Below are 15,217 nucleotides of genomic sequence, written 5' to 3'. Positions count from 1 at the left end.
TGCCGGGCATCTAAACACGTCAATTTTAATCAATAATATCAATTATTTGACCAAAAAACACCAGATCCTCAGGATGAGCCCAAGTATGACGAAACGTCTAGTGAGGGTTTTGTCATCAACCTGAGATTACAGCGCCATTTATGGTGCTGTAGGCCCGGTTTCATGAATCATGCCGCAACCAACTCTTTCTCCATAAACATGCTCAACGGGTCCGGCTTATACGGCTCGAAGGGAGCGATCTCGACAAAGCCGGCTTTACGGTACAGCCCAATGGCTTCTGGCTGGCTGATACCAGTTTCAAGGCGTATGGCTCTCAGGGCGAGGCTTTGCGCCTGTTCTTCCAAAGCCGCCATCAGCTTTTTGCCAAGCGATAGACCTCTTGCTTCGGGATCAACAAACATGCGTTTGATTTCGGCCGTGTCATCACCTGCCTCGACAAGAGCAGCGCATCCAACCACCCGCCCTTCGTTGCGTGCCACGAAAAAATGCACGCCCGGCTTTTCCAGCGCCGACACATCCAACAAATGATTGCTTTCGGCCGGATAGAGCGAGGCCATATAGGCATCAGACAAAGTTAAAAGTCTTATCACTTCGGGCTGGCGAGGAGCTTCTCTGGTTATGGTGACGGTCATGTTTCTTCCAAAAATACGTGAGATCATAAGATCAATCTTGGTCCTGCCGCTCTCACTCTTTACAAAGTAAAAGCCGATTCCATTAAAGGAAAGACCTATGCAGGCTTCTCTTGTAATAATGACCATTCTGGGATGCAATGATAGCGTCAGTCAATGCCAATATATTGCCACGCCAGAGCAAAGATGGGTGACAGTTGAGCGCTGCAATGCTGACAGCGAAAAGGCACTAGCTGAGTACTCAAACGCAAAATTTCCAAGCGTTGTTGCCTTTTGCCAAAAGCAGAATATCAGCCAACCGGAGATGGCCGCACCAAAGCCGGATGCGCCGCCGCCGGTGGTTCCGGAGCAGGAAAAGCGTTCTTTGGCTGGACGCGCCATCGCGACAATCCAGGAGGTGTTGCCCGGCAAGGCGGATATCAAGATGGTCTTCACCGCCCCGGTGCATGTTGTCACCGACACTTACGCATGGGCCGTCAAAATGGTCGGGCAATAACCAGAATTGAGAGAATCGGGTCTTTTCCGATTTTCCGCACGATGCTACGCTGCGTCCACCACCAGATGCGCAGCATAGCGGCGCGCTTGCCGCCGTTCATCATCCCGCATCAGGCTTTCCACCAGATCGAGCAGTTTTTGGGCAAAATCATCACAGGTTAGACTGCGACCTTTGTGCAGCAATGCCTGACAAATATTGCCCATTTCACTATGGCGGGCGGTTTGTACCGCATTGCGCCACAACATCACCGCCTCAACAAAAAGCGGCGCAACCGAGCGGTTTAGCCCTGCGGATTCCAGCAGGGCGCGCACTGCATGCATACGCCCGGTGGCGAGGATGGAGCGCACCCGGCGCTCATGCACACCGCTCAGCGCTTCAATAGCGGCCGCAAAGAAATCCGCTTTGCCACGGCAGAGAATTTCCATCAACAGAGCCGGGGTCAGATGGCCGTTTGCACACATCTGCTCAACCAGTCCCGGAATTTCTTCAAATGCCACATCCCCCGCAATCACAGCCGCGGCTGAAACACCAGCCTCGCAATTGATGCGTGACAGTTTGGTCTCACCTAACGCGGACCGCACCAATGACGAGGCGGCAAACGCATCTCCCACCGAGCGCACCAGCAGATGGCGCGCCTGCCCCGGCAAATCAGGCCGATCCAAAAGCGCACCGCGAATGGCCTCATGGCGGCTATGGCGCTCTGTCAGCCTGATCAAGCTGAACGGTGAGAGGTTGGCGCTGGCATTCTCCAGCAGAATCAGACATTCCGCCATCTCGCCGATTTCAACCAGCGCAGCAGCAACGGCAAAGGAAAGCCCCGGTCTTGCCGCAATCAAGGCGCGGGTAAAATTGGACCCACGCCCCGCCAGATCGACCAGATCGCGATCATCCAGCACGGGCGAGCACAGAATGACCCGCGAGGCGATCTCAGGCTGATCTTCGGCCAAAGACAGAATCAAAGCGCGTGGCGCATCTGCGGCATAGGCAAGGGTTTCGGCCAGCGCCAACCGCACTTTGGGCGATGGATCATCGAGCAAATAGGTCATAGCCACGTAGGTTGAGCGGCGGTCATCATCGGACAGGGAAGATTGCAGATAGGCTCGCCCAAGCGCATTGGCGGCCTTGGCACGATCCCCGGCCTTTGCAGTTTCCGACCAGCGAAAGAAAGCCTTTACAAGCACCGAGAACCCCGATCAAAACAACAGATAACAGTTATGATGACGATGCTATAAGTAAAAAGTTTAAGATTGGTTCACCATGTCCATTAACCATAGCGAAATCCCGTTGCATCAGCATTTTTATCTTGGTTCGCACCGGTGCCGCAGTATTTTGCTGATGGAGAATGACGGAGAGGCTTTGCCGTGTACGGCCGATGCGCTGGCGCTTTGTGGAGACAACCTCAAAGCGCGGGTGGCAGAACTCCGTCAAAGCGCGATGGGAACCCTGCCCTTTTTGCTGTGCATTTCTGCCAGACTGGATAACGACGCCTTCGCAGACAGGCTCCGCGATCTGATGACGCTCAAGCCGGACGGTCTTATTCTCATGGATGCAAGAGATAGATCAGATGGGGAGCGGCTGGATGCCATGCTGCGCGTGGAAGAGGCTTTGGTGGGATTACCAGATGGGCAAACCCAGTTTCTCGCCATTTTGGGCTTAGAAACCCAAGGTTTTGCCGGGGCGATTGCGCTGGCGCAAAGCTCGGCCCGCCTCATCGCCATCGGGCAAGACAGCCGGGCGGTTGCAATGGCGATTGGAGCAAAGACAACGGATGCGGCAGAGCCGGTTTTGCAGACGTGCCGCAGCCATCTTCAACTTGCCGCTGCCAGTGCAAAAATTCCGGCGTGCGAAATTCTTGTGAGCGAAATTCTGGGTGCGAGTTCGAATCCCATTGAAAAGCAGGTAGAAACCCTTGTTCATCAGGGTTTCCAGACATTGATCACGGACGATCCGTACAAGATAGCCGTGATCAACGCCGCCTTTGAAAAAGCATCAGGCCTGTGAGGGGCGCTTCATCTGAAACACCTCTGTCACTGCGGCATAATCCATATAGCCAAGCCGCGCCAACGGCTGCACCAGCGTGACATCAAAACGGCCATTGCGCATGGCACTTTCGGCAATGTGAATGCCAACCACCTCACCAAACACCACAAAGTTGGAGGATGGTTTGCCTGAAAGCGTTTTTGGCGAAATCACCTCAGTTACTTTGCATTCCAGCACCGCATAGGCCTCGTCCACATAGGGTGCATCCACCAGCTTTCCGCCAACAGGCGTCAATCCGGCCAGCTCAAACTCGCTCTCGCCATAGCCAGCCGGAGCGGATGAAACATTCATTGCATTGCCCAAATCGTGGCTGACGAAATTGGCCGTAAAGCAGCCGGTCTCTTCAATGTTGCGCAAACTGTCTTTCCGACCGGCCGACGAAAACATTACCATTTTGGGCGAATCTGAAATGGCATTGAAAAAGGAATAGGGTGCCAGATTGAGCGAACCATCTGCCCCCTTCGAGCCAATCCAGCCAATCGGGCGCGGCGACACGATGGCCTTGAAGGGATCATGCGCCATGCCATGACTGTTGTTTTCAGTGTCGTAAAACATCACTCATCGCCCCCGACCCATGTGACAACATCGTCCAGTGCCGGGCGGGGACGCTCGGTGATCGGAAATGTGGTCGAACCCATGTGGATAAAGCCTGCGACCCGCTCGCCCGGCTGAATGCCAAGCAGAGGAAAGGCCTCTTCATCAAACGCAAACCACTCTGATAGCCAATTGGCCACATAGCCATGGGCATTGGCCGCCATCAGCAGATTGAGGCAAACAGCCCCCGCCGACATGACCTGTTCCCACTCTGGCACCTTGGCATGGGCACTGGCCGTGCTGATCACGCCAATCACCACGGGCGCACGGGTAAAGCGTGCCCGTTCCACCGCAATCATCTCTTCGCTCAAATCGGGCCGCTTGACCAGCGCCATGCTCAACAATGCCTCACCGATTTCAGCGCGTCGCGCACCGCGATAGACGATGAAACGCCACGGAGCCAATTTGCCATGATCGGGCACTCGCACAGCCAGTTTCAATATGTCTTCAAGCTCGCTTTTGGATGGACCGGGCTCACACATCTGAAAAGCAGGCACAGACCGGCGCGTTGCGAGATAATCTAGAAGTTTTATCTGCTCATACATATCGAATGTCTCTCACGGGCAAAGCAACTGGAATCAATCAAGCCGAGTTTTGCAGCAAACCGATCGCAATGGGAAGCGCAACACAGCATTTGAATAGGCCTTTTCGCATGGGCGCGCCCATGAAAACCTTGAACCAGTGAAAACCTTGAATTTGCCATTGTAGCAAGATTGTAGTAATTGCTCACCAAGGCAATGAAACGGTCGGATACTGTTATGACATCTTTTTCCTGCCGTCTTCCTGCGATCATGACCGTGATGCTGATGGCAGCAGGCCTGCAAGGCGCGCGGGCGGAAGACGCATTCAAGACATTCAAGCAGTTGGATGGCACCACAAAGATGCCAAAGCTCAACGCTTTTTCCAATCCAGCCGTCAACCCGGTTCATTCCAATGCACGGCTGGTAAAGTTTGAAGCCAAGCTGGACAAAGATGCCCAACCCATGCAGCAAGGTCTGCAATGGCGCGTTTATAGCCCCATTGCTGGCAGCGATGGCAAATTGCCCATGATTGCCAGCAGCCAGGGCGGAACTGCCGATCTTCAACTGGCCCCCGGCGATTATTTCGTCAATGTCTCCTTTGGCCGCGCCGGTATCACCCGCAAATTGACCGTACCCACTGAGGGCGACGTGGCCACGCAAGTGATGGTGCTTGATGCGGGCGGCATGGTGCTGAATGCGGTAACCGGCGAAAACGCACGAATCAAATCCAACAAACTGAAATTCAAAATTTATGCCGGCGACGGACAGGACGATGCCGGACACAATTTGATTATGGATGATGTGGAGCCCAACACCTTAATCAGCCTGAACTCCGGCACCTATCATGTCGTATCAGAGTACGGTTCTGTGAACGCCGTGGTGCGCGCTGATATCAAGGTCGAAGCCAACAAGATAACAGAAGCCACCTTGCAACATCGCGCCGCGCAAATGAACTTCAAGCTTGTCTCCAATCCCGGCGGGGAAGCCATTGCAGATACCGCTTGGTCGATTCTGACATCCTCTGGCGACGCCGTGGCCGAAAGCGTGAGCGCTTTTCCGGTGCTGGTGCTTTCAGAGGGAAATTATACGGCAATTGCCCGCAACAAGGACAACATCTACCAGAAAGACTTCACCGTCAAAGCTGGCGTAAACGCAGATGTCGAGCTGGTGATGAAAGACAGCATGCAAAGCCTGCAAAAAGACACGGCTTACGACACAAATTGAGTCAACGGCTCATGTGAGGCTGTGCTTTGTTCCTGCTTTGAAGCGGGAGCACTTTTGCTGCGTGAAGTGCATTTCAGCAGACACGGAACAGAGCCGTATATTTTGCAATATACGGCTCCGATGTCAGCATAAATCAAACCTTGCGCGCAGCCAGTTTGCGCTTCACATCCGGTGGCGTTGCCTCATCCACCAAAGATGCAATCACCTCTTCCAGCGTCATCGACACCTGATCCTGACTGCCGAGACGGCGGATATTGACCGTGCGTTCTTCGGCTTCGCGCTTGCCGCAGACGATAATGGCAGGCACCTTGCCAACCGAATGCTCGCGGATCTTGTAGTTGATCTTCTCGTTGCGGAAATCGGTTTCCACTTCCAGACCAGCATCACGCAGCAGTTCGGCAACTTCGCGACCGTAATCGTCAGCCTCGGAGGTGATGGTGGCGACAACCACCTGCAAAGGTGCAAACCACAGCGGCATATGACCAGCAAAGTTCTCGATCAGAATGCCCAGGAAGCGTTCCATCGAGCCGCAAATGGCGCGGTGGATCATCACTGGCTGGGTCTTTTCCGAGTTCTGGTCGATGTAGAACGCACCAAACCGTTCCGGCAGATTGAAGTCCACCTGCGTGGTGCCGCACTGCCAGTCACGGCCAATGGCATCCTTCAAGGTGTATTCGAACTTTGGACCGTAGAACGCGCCCTCGCCCGGCAAAATGCCGGTCTTGATACGACCGCCGGATTGTTGTTCGATGGTCTTCAACACCTCCGACATCACGCTTTCAGCGCGATCCCAAAGATCATCAGAGCCAACGCGCTTTTCAGGACGGGTGGAGAGCTTCACCACCACTTCCTTAAAGCCGAAGTCTTCGTAAACCGACAGGATCAGATCGTTGATCCGCAGGCATTCCGCCGCCATCTGCTCTTCGGTGCAGAACACATGCGCATCGTCCTGCGTAAAGCCGCGCACACGCATCAACCCATGCAAAGCGCCAGACGCTTCATAGCGATGCACAAGGCCAAATTCCGCAAGGCGAACAGGCAATTCGCGGTAAGACTTCAACCCATGCTTGAAGATCTGCACGTGACCGGGGCAATTCATGGGCTTGAGTGCAAAAACGCGGTTGTCGGCTTCCTTGTCTTCAGGATGAGTGAAGGCATAGGCCGATTTTACGGCAAACATGTTTTCCTGATACCAACCCCAGTGACCGGAGGTTTCCCACAGCGAAGAATCCAGCACCTGCGGCGCATTGACTTCCTGATAGGTGCCAGCCAGCCGGCGGCGCATGTAGGCCGTCAAAGTCTGGAACATCTTCCAACCCTTGCCATGCCAGAACACCACCCCCGGACCTTCTTCCTGAAAATGGAACAGATCCATTTCGCGGCCCAGCTTGCGGTGGTCACGCTTTTCGGCTTCCGCGAGGATATGCAGGTAATTGTCCAACTGCTCCTGCTCGGCAAAGGCCGTGCCGTAAATACGTGTCAGCATCGGGTTATTGCTGTCGCCACGCCAATAGGCACCGGCCACCTTCATCAGCTTGAAAGCGGTACCAATTTGGCCCGTGGAGGCCATATGCGGACCACGGCAGAGGTCAAACCAATCGCCCTGATAATAGATCTTGAGATCCTGACCTTCCGGGATCGCATCGACCAGCTCAACCTTATACTTCTCACCCTTGGCTTCAAAAACCTCCTTGGCCTTGTTGCGCGGCCAAACCTCTTTGGTGAAAGGCTTGTTGCGCTGGATGATTTCCTTCATCCGCTTTTCAATCTTCGGCAGATCTTCCGGCGTAAAGGGTTCAGCCTTGGCAAAATCGTAGTAAAACCCGTTTTCGATCACCGGACCAATCGTCACCTGTGTGCCGGGCCACAATTCCTGCACGGCTTCGGCCATGACGTGGGCGGCATCGTGACGGATCAGCTCAAGCGCCCGTGGATCGGCGCGGGTCACGATCTCGATCTTGCCGTCAGTCACCGGGTCGGAAAGGTCGCGCAACTCGCCATCAATGGCAATGGCAACCGCTTTCTTGACCAGCGATTTGGAGATGGATTCGGCCACATCACGGCCGGTTGCGCCAGCATCATAGGTGCGCACAGAACCATCTGGAAATGTAAGGGAAATGGGGTTTGACATGCAAAATCTCCTGATCCAGTCCCGCCAACCAATGCGGGTGGTGCAAAAAGGCCGATTCCTGACCGGCAACAAACGTGGGCTGAATAAGCCGAAAGTGTTACAGAGTAAAGAAATTCTTCGAAATTCTCTAAACTGCCCAATAGGCAGAAGCCTCCGGCGAGAGCTCGTTCAGCACCCGTTGAAAAGCCACCGGATCTACCGATTGGCGCAACACGAAAGCCACATCGGCAATGGCAGTGTCTGGCGAAAAATTATGGTCGCGGCGCAGGCCCTTGACCTCTTGCGTCATTTCTTCCCGACTGCCAAACAGCTTGATGGAGCGAGACACATCCCATTCAGACACGAAAATGGCCCGCAACACCGCTGGCAGCACTTGAGCAAAGGAAATAGCCTCAGCCACAGCCAGGCGGGCGCGAAACACCTGCAAAACACCCTGCACCATTGTATAGGTTTGGTTGCGGGTGGCGAGGCCGGAGCGCTCCTGCACAGCCTCCATAAAGGCATCAAACTGTTCAGATGCATGGCGATATTCCATCGGCATCGGCATGTTTCAAACTCCAGTTTGATGCTGACGACCTACGGCAAAATAGCGCCACGGTGCCCACCATTTATAGCGCTTTTCCAGCACCTCTGGCACGGTATCCACGCCCCAGGTGCCGCCGGGGCCGCAACGGCTGACGCGAAACAGCGTGAGCCAGCCCCCCACCCACAAGCCATGGCGGGCAATGGCTTCATAGCCATATTCCGAGCAGGTGGGCATATGGCGACAATGGCTGCCGACGAGGCTGGAGAGCGTCAGTTGATAAAGGCGGATCAACCCCATGCCCAGCAGACGATCCGGCGTTTTTCGAAAAGGTCCATGATAATTACGGCCACGGTGGCGCGGCTTTTCATCCTCGTCATCCACCTCGCAAAACTGGCACATGAATCAACCTGCCAAAGCCTGATTGCGGGCTTCAATTTGGTCCAGACAATCGCAAACAGCGTCAAAGGTCAGCATCGTGGAGGCATGGCGGGCTTTATAATCGCGTACCGGAAGCAGATATCGCATATCATCAAAGCGACCGGATGGCCCTTCGCCATTCTCTTGCAGCATGGCCAGCATATCCGCCCGCGCCTTCCGCAGTTCATCAAAGCTGGCACCCACCACATGGCGGGCCATGATGGAGGCCGAGGCCTGACCCAATGCACAGGCGCGCAATTCGTGGGAAAAATCTGTCACCAAACCGTTTTCGGTCTTGAGATAAACGGTCAGGCGTGAGCCGCACAGCTTGGAGTGTTTTTCAGCTTTGGCATCGAAATCGCCCAGCACCCCGATGCGTGCAATATTGCCAGCGAATTCGAGAATTTTGCCGTTATAAACATCATCCATCGCCACAGTTTACTCCTGAAATGCACAGTCACGCAAAACCAGACCTTTCAGGAGACCTTTAATTACGCGACACTGCGTCACTTCAACGGCCTAACCAGATCAATGGTTTTTGCCTATATAGCATGGATGAACGTGATCCAGAATATCAAACCTCGCGTAGTATGAGTGATCGCCACGGATTGGACTTGCCAAAATGGCAAGAATTACCCATTTAGAGCTCACGAGCGAAGAAGGGTTTCCTCCAGGGCACCTGAGCGGAGAACAACGGCATGGACGCCATCGTGAAAAAATTGACACCAGAAGCGGCCCGCCCCAGCCGGGCGGAAGCCGAAGATGCTGTAAGAACGCTGCTGCGCTGGGCTGGCGAAGATGTGGACCGTGAAGGACTGCTGGATACGCCCAAGCGCGTAGCCAAGGCCTATGCGGAGCTTTTTTCCGGTTATCAGACCAGTGTTGAAGATGCGCTTGGCACAACCTTTGAAGAGGTTGGCGGCTATAACGACATCGTGCTGGTGCGAGATATTCCGTTTTTCTCCCATTGCGAACATCATATGCTGCCGGTGATTGGCAAGGCCCATGTGGCCTATCTGCCAGCAGGTCGTGTGTTGGGCCTTTCGAAAATTGCCCGCGTGGTGGATATTTTCGCCCGCCGCCTGCAAACACAGGAAACCATGACGGCACAGATTGCCGAAGCCATTGACACCAACCTCAAGCCGCGCGGCGTGGCCGTCATGGTCGATGCAGAGCACATGTGCATGGCCATGCGCGGCATTCAAAAATCCGGCTCCACCACGCTGACCACCACCTTCACCGGTGAGTTCAAGGATAATGCCAGTGAGCAGGTGCGCTTCATGACCATGGTGCGCGGCCGATAAGCCGGTTGCCGATTTCATCTGGTGGTGTAATACAATAACGCGCGCTTGCAAAAGCGCGTGTTTCTTTTTGCGGATAAAACATATGATCGAATTTGCCTCTCCCTCCACCGATAAAGCCATTCTTGAAGACAGCGGCTTGTTGACCCCCAAGTTTGACGCTCACGGATTGGTGACGGCAATTGTCACCGATCACCGCGATGGCGAGCTGCTCATGGTGGCCCATATGAATGCCGAGGCGCTGGCGCTAACGATTGAAACCGGCCTTGCCCATTATTACAGCCGCTCACGCAAGGCGCTTTGGAAAAAGGGCGAAAGCTCTGGCAATATGCAAAGCGTGAAGGAAATCCGGGTTGATTGCGATCAGGACGCTATTTGGCTGAAAGTGGAGGTGGCGGGCCATGACGCCACTTGCCACACTGGACGCCGCTCCTGCTTTTATCGCCGCGTCGAGCTGGACAATGGCGTAGCAAAAACAGTGATCACAGATGATCACCGGCATTTTGATCCCAATTCTGTCTATGGCAAAAAATAAATTACAGCGTTCATTGTGCGCCGTATATGTCGCACAATGAACGCTGTAATACTTTATATCTGCGGCATAATTTTCTCTTTAAACCGATTCCGGTTTAAAGAATTATGCCGTAAAACTCGATCATCAAGGCTTTGGTAATCTCGCGGGTCCACACTGTTCTTGATATATGTTCAACCGAGGAGGGTCGATACATATGCTGAACTGGAATTTAAAAGGCCAAGGGGCAAAAAATGCGATTGCCAGTGGCCCCACTGAACCCGCCTCTGTAGAGCGACCGCCACAGCCGAAGCCCAAAATCGCGCTGGCGCTTGGTGGCGGTGCTGCTCGTGGCTGGGCACATATCGGTGTTTTAAGAGCGCTGGACGAGGCTGGCATTGAAGTTGGCATGATTGCCGGAACATCGATTGGTGCGCTGGTGGGCGGCTGCTATCTGGCGGGCAAGCTTGATGAGCTTGAAACCTTTGCGCGCTCCCTCACCGTGCGCCGCATTGCAGCCTTGCTGGATCTGACCATTGGCGGCAGCGGCCTGCTGGGAGGCATGCGCCTTACCAAGCGGATGCAGGAACATTTGCAAGGGCTTTCCATTGAATCGCTGCCAAAACCCTTTGTGGCAGTGGCGGCCGAATTGCACACAGGCCATGAAGTTTGGATTGATGGTGGCAGCCTGATTACCGCGCTGCGTGCCTCCTATGCCCTGCCCGGTATTTTTGAGCCCGTTCGCAGTGAAAACAGAACTCTTGTTGATGGCGCACTGGTAAACCCGGTTCCGGTTTCCGTATGCCGCGCCTATGAACAACCGTTGGTGGTGGCCGTCAATCTTCATTACGATCTTTATGGTCGCTCGGCTGTGGTGAAACACAAGGTTGGGCCTATCGGCCCGGATACAGGCGCACGGCGAACACAGAACCGCATTGGCGTCACCGGCGTGATGGTGCAATCTTTCAACATTATTCAAGATCGCATTTCGCGCGCCCGCCTCGCAGGTGATCCGCCCGATCTGGCCTTGCATCCCCGCGTCAACGAAATTGGCCTGTCCGAGTTTCATCGCGCAGGCGAATCGATCGACAGAGGCTATGAGGAAACACGGGCCAATATTTCAGCCATTCAGCGCATGCAGCAGAGCTACGCGCGCTGAAACTGTGTGTGACGTGTTTACAGCGTCCCTTTCAATCAGGACGCTGCAGTTGCCTGATCAACCGGCAATATAGGCCTTGATATGCTCGGCCTCCAGCTCAACCTCACGGATGCGCTGTTTGACCACGTCACCAATGGATACGATGCCGATCAGTTTTCCGCCGCTTTCAACGGGAACGTGACGAAAGCGCTTGTTGCTCATCATCCCCATCAATTCGTTGACCGTGGTGTCTTCGGTGCAGCGAAACACATTGGCGGTCATCAGTTTGGAAACGGGAAGATCCATGGCCTCCACGCCAAGACGACCAATGGCCGAGGCAAGATCACGCTCAGTGAAAATGCCAACAATCCGGCCTTCCATGCCGACCACGACAACAGCACCAATTTTATTGTGATAGAGAACGCGGGCAGCATCTGCCACGCTGACGGTTGGCCCAACGGTAACAACGTCGCGGCCTTTTTCACCGAGAATATTCCTGACTGTCACAGACATTTGCTTTCCTCCTCAATTGCAGATCTCCGGGCATAGGATTCAGACTTCTTCCCCCTCCCCAAGATAAGAAGCCTGAACGCCTATGCTGCCTGCATTTTTAGAAGAACGCAACCGAGAGGGCCGCCCCGAATATTTATTTTTCCTAATTTGATTTGCGCACAGGTTTGCGGTCAAACAGCGCAAAGCCAAAGAAGCCTACCACGAAGCCGCCAATATGGGCATCCCAAGCAATGGCACCACCAGGATCACCAATCAATGGAATACCAAAGGCAATAATCAGATTGCCTGCAAAGAACATCAAAACGAACACGAGAACGGTGCGCTGGGCAAGGGCTTCAAACACGCTCAGACGTGGCACCCAGGCATCCTCCTCATCAAAACTGAAGCCAGCGCGACCAGAGCCAAAGGCAAAACGGCAGGCAGCTCCCATCAAGCCGGAGATGACGCCGGAGGCACCAATCAGCAAGTCTTCCGAGCCCCAATTCAGTGCCGCATGCGCAAAGGCCGAGGCAGCCGCCGTCACCAACCAGAACAGGACAAAGCGGGACGCACCAATGCGCCGCCAGACCGGCGTGCCAAAAGCCGCAAGCCAAAGACCATTGAAGGCCAGATGCTCAACACTGCCATGCAACAACGAATAGGTGAACGGCGTCCAGATCCACGCCATATCCTGATCGGAAAACGGCGTGACGTAGCGTATCGGGGAAAAGCCGAATTCACGCATAATCCAGTCAGACAGCTCAGTGGAGACAATCCAATTGGTTATCGCAAAGATCAAAGCCACAAGAAGCAATGATAACAGCACCCCGCCCGGCAGATTAAACACCGGTTCATGCTTGCGGCCACTTCTCACAAGACTTTCGTCCGCCACATCGTCAACATCGTCGGGGTCCTGATCCCAAGGCCCATTCGATTTATCGTCCATGCACTCGATTCCCTATGATGCGCGGCCCCTGCAATACACCAGATTGAGCATATAGCGATGCACCTTCAAAAGGAAATGGAAACCCCAAAACCTGTCAGAAAACTGTTACCGGACAACCCTATAGACGAGCCTGAATTTCGTCAATCAAGACGACAGCACACCTATCAAGAGTTGACACTCCTGTTACAACGCGATTTATTTCGTCATGTTGACGAATAAACACCGAAGCCCTGCGCTTTTCCTCTCGCTTATGTTCGCAGAAAAGGCCCTTCATGACCCGTTTTCAGTCCATTGCCGCTGCCTCAGCCGCACTTTTGTTTGCTACCGCCCTGACCCCGGCCTTCGCCGAGGGCCTTTCGTTGCCGCCCGCGCCCACCGGCGTGGGCCACGCCGATACAGCGCCACCACCGGCCAATGTGCTGGCCTATGTCGACACGGGAGCCACCAATCAGCGTGGTGATGCCTGCCACGCCACAGTGGAAACCAACGCCGGTGTGCGGGTTCTTTCCGGCTTTCTCGCTCTGTGGACTCCCCGCACGCCCTTTGTCGATGCCGATCAGGATGCACCTGCCAAGGATGGTTGCCCGGCAGTTAAAAAGAGCGATTGGGATGGCATTCCGGGCAGCACCACCGACGGGGTGCCGAAGCGCCCGGATCTGCACAGAAAAAATATTGCCTATTCCATCAAGGTGACGGGTGAGCATACGCCGGAGCGCGATCTTGCCGCTTATCTCGATGACCGTCGCGGCAAAAATGTCAGCATCACCGACGGCCTTGGCCCATTGACCGACGCCTGGCGCAAGGGCGCAAAGCAGACCACCACCATCACGGACATGCCTGCCGACGCCACAACGGTGAAATACGACGATAAAGGCAACAACCGCGGCGTTGGCGCAAAAGACAATCCCGATCTCGGCAAGGCGGTTGATCTGATTGAAGCCGGCAGCGCCGATGGCTCCACCGAGCCTGCCAAGCGCTATTATAAATTTGCCCGCCCCTATCGCCAAAGCGACAAGGTGCGCGTTGTGCCGCAGCTCGTGCCAGCCGAAAGCTCCAAGCCGGTTTCTGATGGCGGCTTCCCAAGTGGCCACACCGCCGAAGCCTGGCGCGATGCGCTGGTGATGGCCTATCTGGTGCCACAGCGCTATCAGGAAATGGTAACCCGCGCCGCTGTTCTTGGCGAAAATCGTATCCGCGCCGGTATGCACCAAACATTTGACGTTCTGGGTGGCCGCGTTCTGGCCACCGCGATTGTCGCCTACAATCTCAATCTGCCCAAAAACGCGCCTCTGCGTCAGGAAGCCTATGAGCAAAGCCAGACATGGCTGATGAAGGCAACCGATTCGTCTAACTTTCAGGCGCTGATGGCCTTTGCCCATTCCGAGCCCAAGCCGAAGGATGCTTTGGCCGATTACGCCTGGAACAAGGCTTTCGTTGAAGAACGCCTGACCTATGGCTATCCACAGATCAGCGATCCAAACCTGGCCCCCACAGTGCCAAAGGGTGCAGAAGTTCTACTCGAAACCCGCCTGCCTTACCTCAGTGCAGAGCAGCGCCGTGTGGTGCTCAAAACCACGGAAATCGCTTCGGGCTATCCGATTATCAGCGATCCTGAGGGTTGGGGCCGTCTTGACCTGTTTCGGGCCGCTGACGGCTACGGCGCATTTGACGGCGATGTCACGCTGGTTATGGACGCCAGCAAGGGCGGCTTCAATGCAGCGGATACCTGGAAGAACGCCATCAACGGCAAGGGTATGTTGAGCAAGCAAGGCACTGGCAGCCTCACCCTCACCGGCAAAAACAACTGGACCGGCGGCACAATGATTGAGGATGGCACATTGATTGCTGCATCCGACACAGCATTTGGCAATGGCGACCTTTACTTAAGCGGCGGCAAAGCCGTGATCGATACACGGGAATTGAAAGTGCGCGGCAATGTCACCGTGCGCAAACAGGCCAATGTTGAAATCAAACTGCAAGACAGAAACAATGTTCGCCTCCAGATCAACAAATCCATGTCGATTGAGGGTGGCAAGCTGGTGTTGACCGCAGCGCCCTCACAAACATTTAAGGTTGGCGATACATTGCAACTGGTGAATGCCAGCACGGTTCAGGGAAAGTTTGATTCTGTTTCACTTGCAGGTCACACGCTCAAGGTGAGTTACAGCAAAAACAACATCTCCGCTCGAATCGTAAAATAACGCACCTTTTGACTGCGGATTTAAGTTGAAACAAAACGCCCGGCTTTTCG

General features: G+C 54.6%; 17 protein-coding genes. 7 read left to right on the top strand and 10 right to left on the bottom strand.

Features of this window, described 5'->3' with window-relative positions; all coding sequences use genetic code 11:
• Positions 1 to 167 precede the first annotated feature (167 nt).
• Positions 168 to 632 (bottom strand): GNAT family N-acetyltransferase, encoded by a 465-nt coding sequence (locus tag E6C51_RS03180; protein WP_190234993.1) that lies wholly within the window; start codon positions 630 to 632, stop codon positions 168 to 170.
• Between the two features lie 118 nt (positions 633 to 750).
• Between E6C51_RS03180 and E6C51_RS03175 the strand changes: the two genes are divergently transcribed.
• Positions 751 to 1,125, top strand: coding sequence for a hypothetical protein (locus tag E6C51_RS03175; protein WP_230987028.1), 375 nt, complete (start codon positions 751 to 753; stop codon positions 1,123 to 1,125).
• A gap of 44 nt (positions 1,126 to 1,169) precedes the next feature.
• Here E6C51_RS03175 and E6C51_RS03170 read toward each other — a convergent pair whose 3' ends face one another.
• Complete coding sequence (locus tag E6C51_RS03170; protein ID WP_190234991.1) at positions 1,170 to 2,306, bottom strand: DUF2336 domain-containing protein; 1,137 nt, start codon at positions 2,304 to 2,306, stop codon at positions 1,170 to 1,172.
• A gap of 76 nt (positions 2,307 to 2,382) precedes the next feature.
• Here E6C51_RS03170 and E6C51_RS03165 point away from each other — a divergent pair, with 76 nt between their 5' ends.
• Positions 2,383 to 3,126 carry a hypothetical protein gene (locus tag E6C51_RS03165; protein ID WP_190234990.1) on the top strand — a complete coding sequence of 248 codons (744 nt, stop codon included), beginning with the start codon at positions 2,383 to 2,385 and terminating at the stop codon, positions 3,124 to 3,126.
• Here the strand turns inward: E6C51_RS03165 and E6C51_RS03160 are convergent.
• Positions 3,115 to 3,720, bottom strand: coding sequence for a flavin reductase family protein (locus E6C51_RS03160; RefSeq protein ID WP_190234989.1), 606 nt, complete (start codon positions 3,718 to 3,720; stop codon positions 3,115 to 3,117). The genes E6C51_RS03165 and E6C51_RS03160 overlap by 12 nt on opposite strands.
• Positions 3,720 to 4,304 (bottom strand): nitroreductase family protein, encoded by a 585-nt coding sequence (locus E6C51_RS03155; RefSeq protein WP_146930349.1) that lies wholly within the window; start codon positions 4,302 to 4,304, stop codon positions 3,720 to 3,722. Before E6C51_RS03155 ends, E6C51_RS03160 begins: the two co-directional genes overlap by 1 nt.
• A gap of 213 nt (positions 4,305 to 4,517) precedes the next feature.
• Here E6C51_RS03155 and E6C51_RS03150 point away from each other — a divergent pair, with 213 nt between their 5' ends.
• Positions 4,518 to 5,504 (top strand): hypothetical protein, encoded by a 987-nt coding sequence (locus E6C51_RS03150; RefSeq protein WP_190234988.1) that lies wholly within the window; start codon positions 4,518 to 4,520, stop codon positions 5,502 to 5,504.
• A 133-nt stretch (positions 5,505 to 5,637) separates the two neighbouring features.
• Here E6C51_RS03150 and thrS read toward each other — a convergent pair whose 3' ends face one another.
• The 4 genes from thrS to E6C51_RS03130 form a co-directional block, all read right to left on the bottom strand.
• Entirely contained in the window at positions 5,638 to 7,635 is a 1,998-nt protein-coding gene (gene thrS, locus E6C51_RS03145; protein WP_190234987.1) for a threonine--tRNA ligase, read from the bottom strand.
• Positions 7,636 to 7,762: 127 nt separating this feature from the next.
• Positions 7,763 to 8,182 (bottom strand): DUF2267 domain-containing protein, encoded by a 420-nt coding sequence (locus E6C51_RS03140; protein ID WP_190234986.1) that lies wholly within the window; start codon positions 8,180 to 8,182, stop codon positions 7,763 to 7,765.
• A 3-nt stretch (positions 8,183 to 8,185) separates the two neighbouring features.
• A complete protein-coding gene (yidD, locus tag E6C51_RS03135; RefSeq protein WP_190234985.1) occupies positions 8,186 to 8,560 on the bottom strand; it encodes a membrane protein insertion efficiency factor YidD in 375 nt (124 codons plus the stop codon).
• Between the two features lie 3 nt (positions 8,561 to 8,563).
• Positions 8,564 to 9,007 carry an iron-sulfur cluster assembly scaffold protein gene (locus tag E6C51_RS03130; RefSeq protein WP_190235088.1) on the bottom strand — a complete coding sequence of 148 codons (444 nt, stop codon included), beginning with the start codon at positions 9,005 to 9,007 and terminating at the stop codon, positions 8,564 to 8,566.
• A gap of 269 nt (positions 9,008 to 9,276) precedes the next feature.
• On the opposite strand from E6C51_RS03130, the gene folE reads away from it, so the two are divergent.
• The 3 genes from folE (at position 9,277) to E6C51_RS03115 (ending at position 11,549) form a co-directional block, all read left to right on the top strand.
• Positions 9,277 to 9,882 (top strand): GTP cyclohydrolase I FolE, encoded by a 606-nt coding sequence (gene folE / locus E6C51_RS03125; protein WP_190234984.1) that lies wholly within the window; start codon positions 9,277 to 9,279, stop codon positions 9,880 to 9,882.
• An 82-nt stretch (positions 9,883 to 9,964) separates the two neighbouring features.
• On the top strand, positions 9,965 to 10,414 hold the full coding sequence (hisI, locus tag E6C51_RS03120) for a phosphoribosyl-AMP cyclohydrolase (protein WP_146930366.1): 450 nt from the start codon (positions 9,965 to 9,967) through the stop codon (positions 10,412 to 10,414).
• 193 nt (positions 10,415 to 10,607) lie between these two features.
• Positions 10,608 to 11,549 carry a patatin-like phospholipase family protein gene (locus E6C51_RS03115; protein WP_190234983.1) on the top strand — a complete coding sequence of 314 codons (942 nt, stop codon included), beginning with the start codon at positions 10,608 to 10,610 and terminating at the stop codon, positions 11,547 to 11,549.
• A gap of 57 nt (positions 11,550 to 11,606) precedes the next feature.
• Here E6C51_RS03115 and E6C51_RS03110 read toward each other — a convergent pair whose 3' ends face one another.
• Positions 11,607 to 12,041: a CBS domain-containing protein gene (locus E6C51_RS03110; RefSeq protein WP_146930372.1), complete on the bottom strand. Its 435-nt coding sequence runs from the start codon at positions 12,039 to 12,041 to the stop codon at positions 11,607 to 11,609.
• 142 nt (positions 12,042 to 12,183) lie between these two features.
• Entirely contained in the window at positions 12,184 to 12,966 is a 783-nt protein-coding gene (locus tag E6C51_RS03105; protein ID WP_190234982.1) for a rhomboid family intramembrane serine protease, read from the bottom strand.
• 272 nt (positions 12,967 to 13,238) lie between these two features.
• Here E6C51_RS03105 and E6C51_RS03100 point away from each other — a divergent pair, with 272 nt between their 5' ends.
• Complete coding sequence (locus E6C51_RS03100; protein ID WP_190234981.1) at positions 13,239 to 15,167, top strand: acid phosphatase; 1,929 nt, start codon at positions 13,239 to 13,241, stop codon at positions 15,165 to 15,167.
• The last annotated feature ends 50 nt before the right edge of the window (positions 15,168 to 15,217 follow it).

This window comes from Gillisella terrae, assembly GCF_004801395.1.
Lineage (GTDB): Bacteria > Pseudomonadota > Alphaproteobacteria > Rhizobiales > Rhizobiaceae > Allorhizobium > Allorhizobium terrae.
Note: the sequence above shows the minus strand (reverse complement) of the source record. Positions and strands in the feature narration are given on the sequence as shown.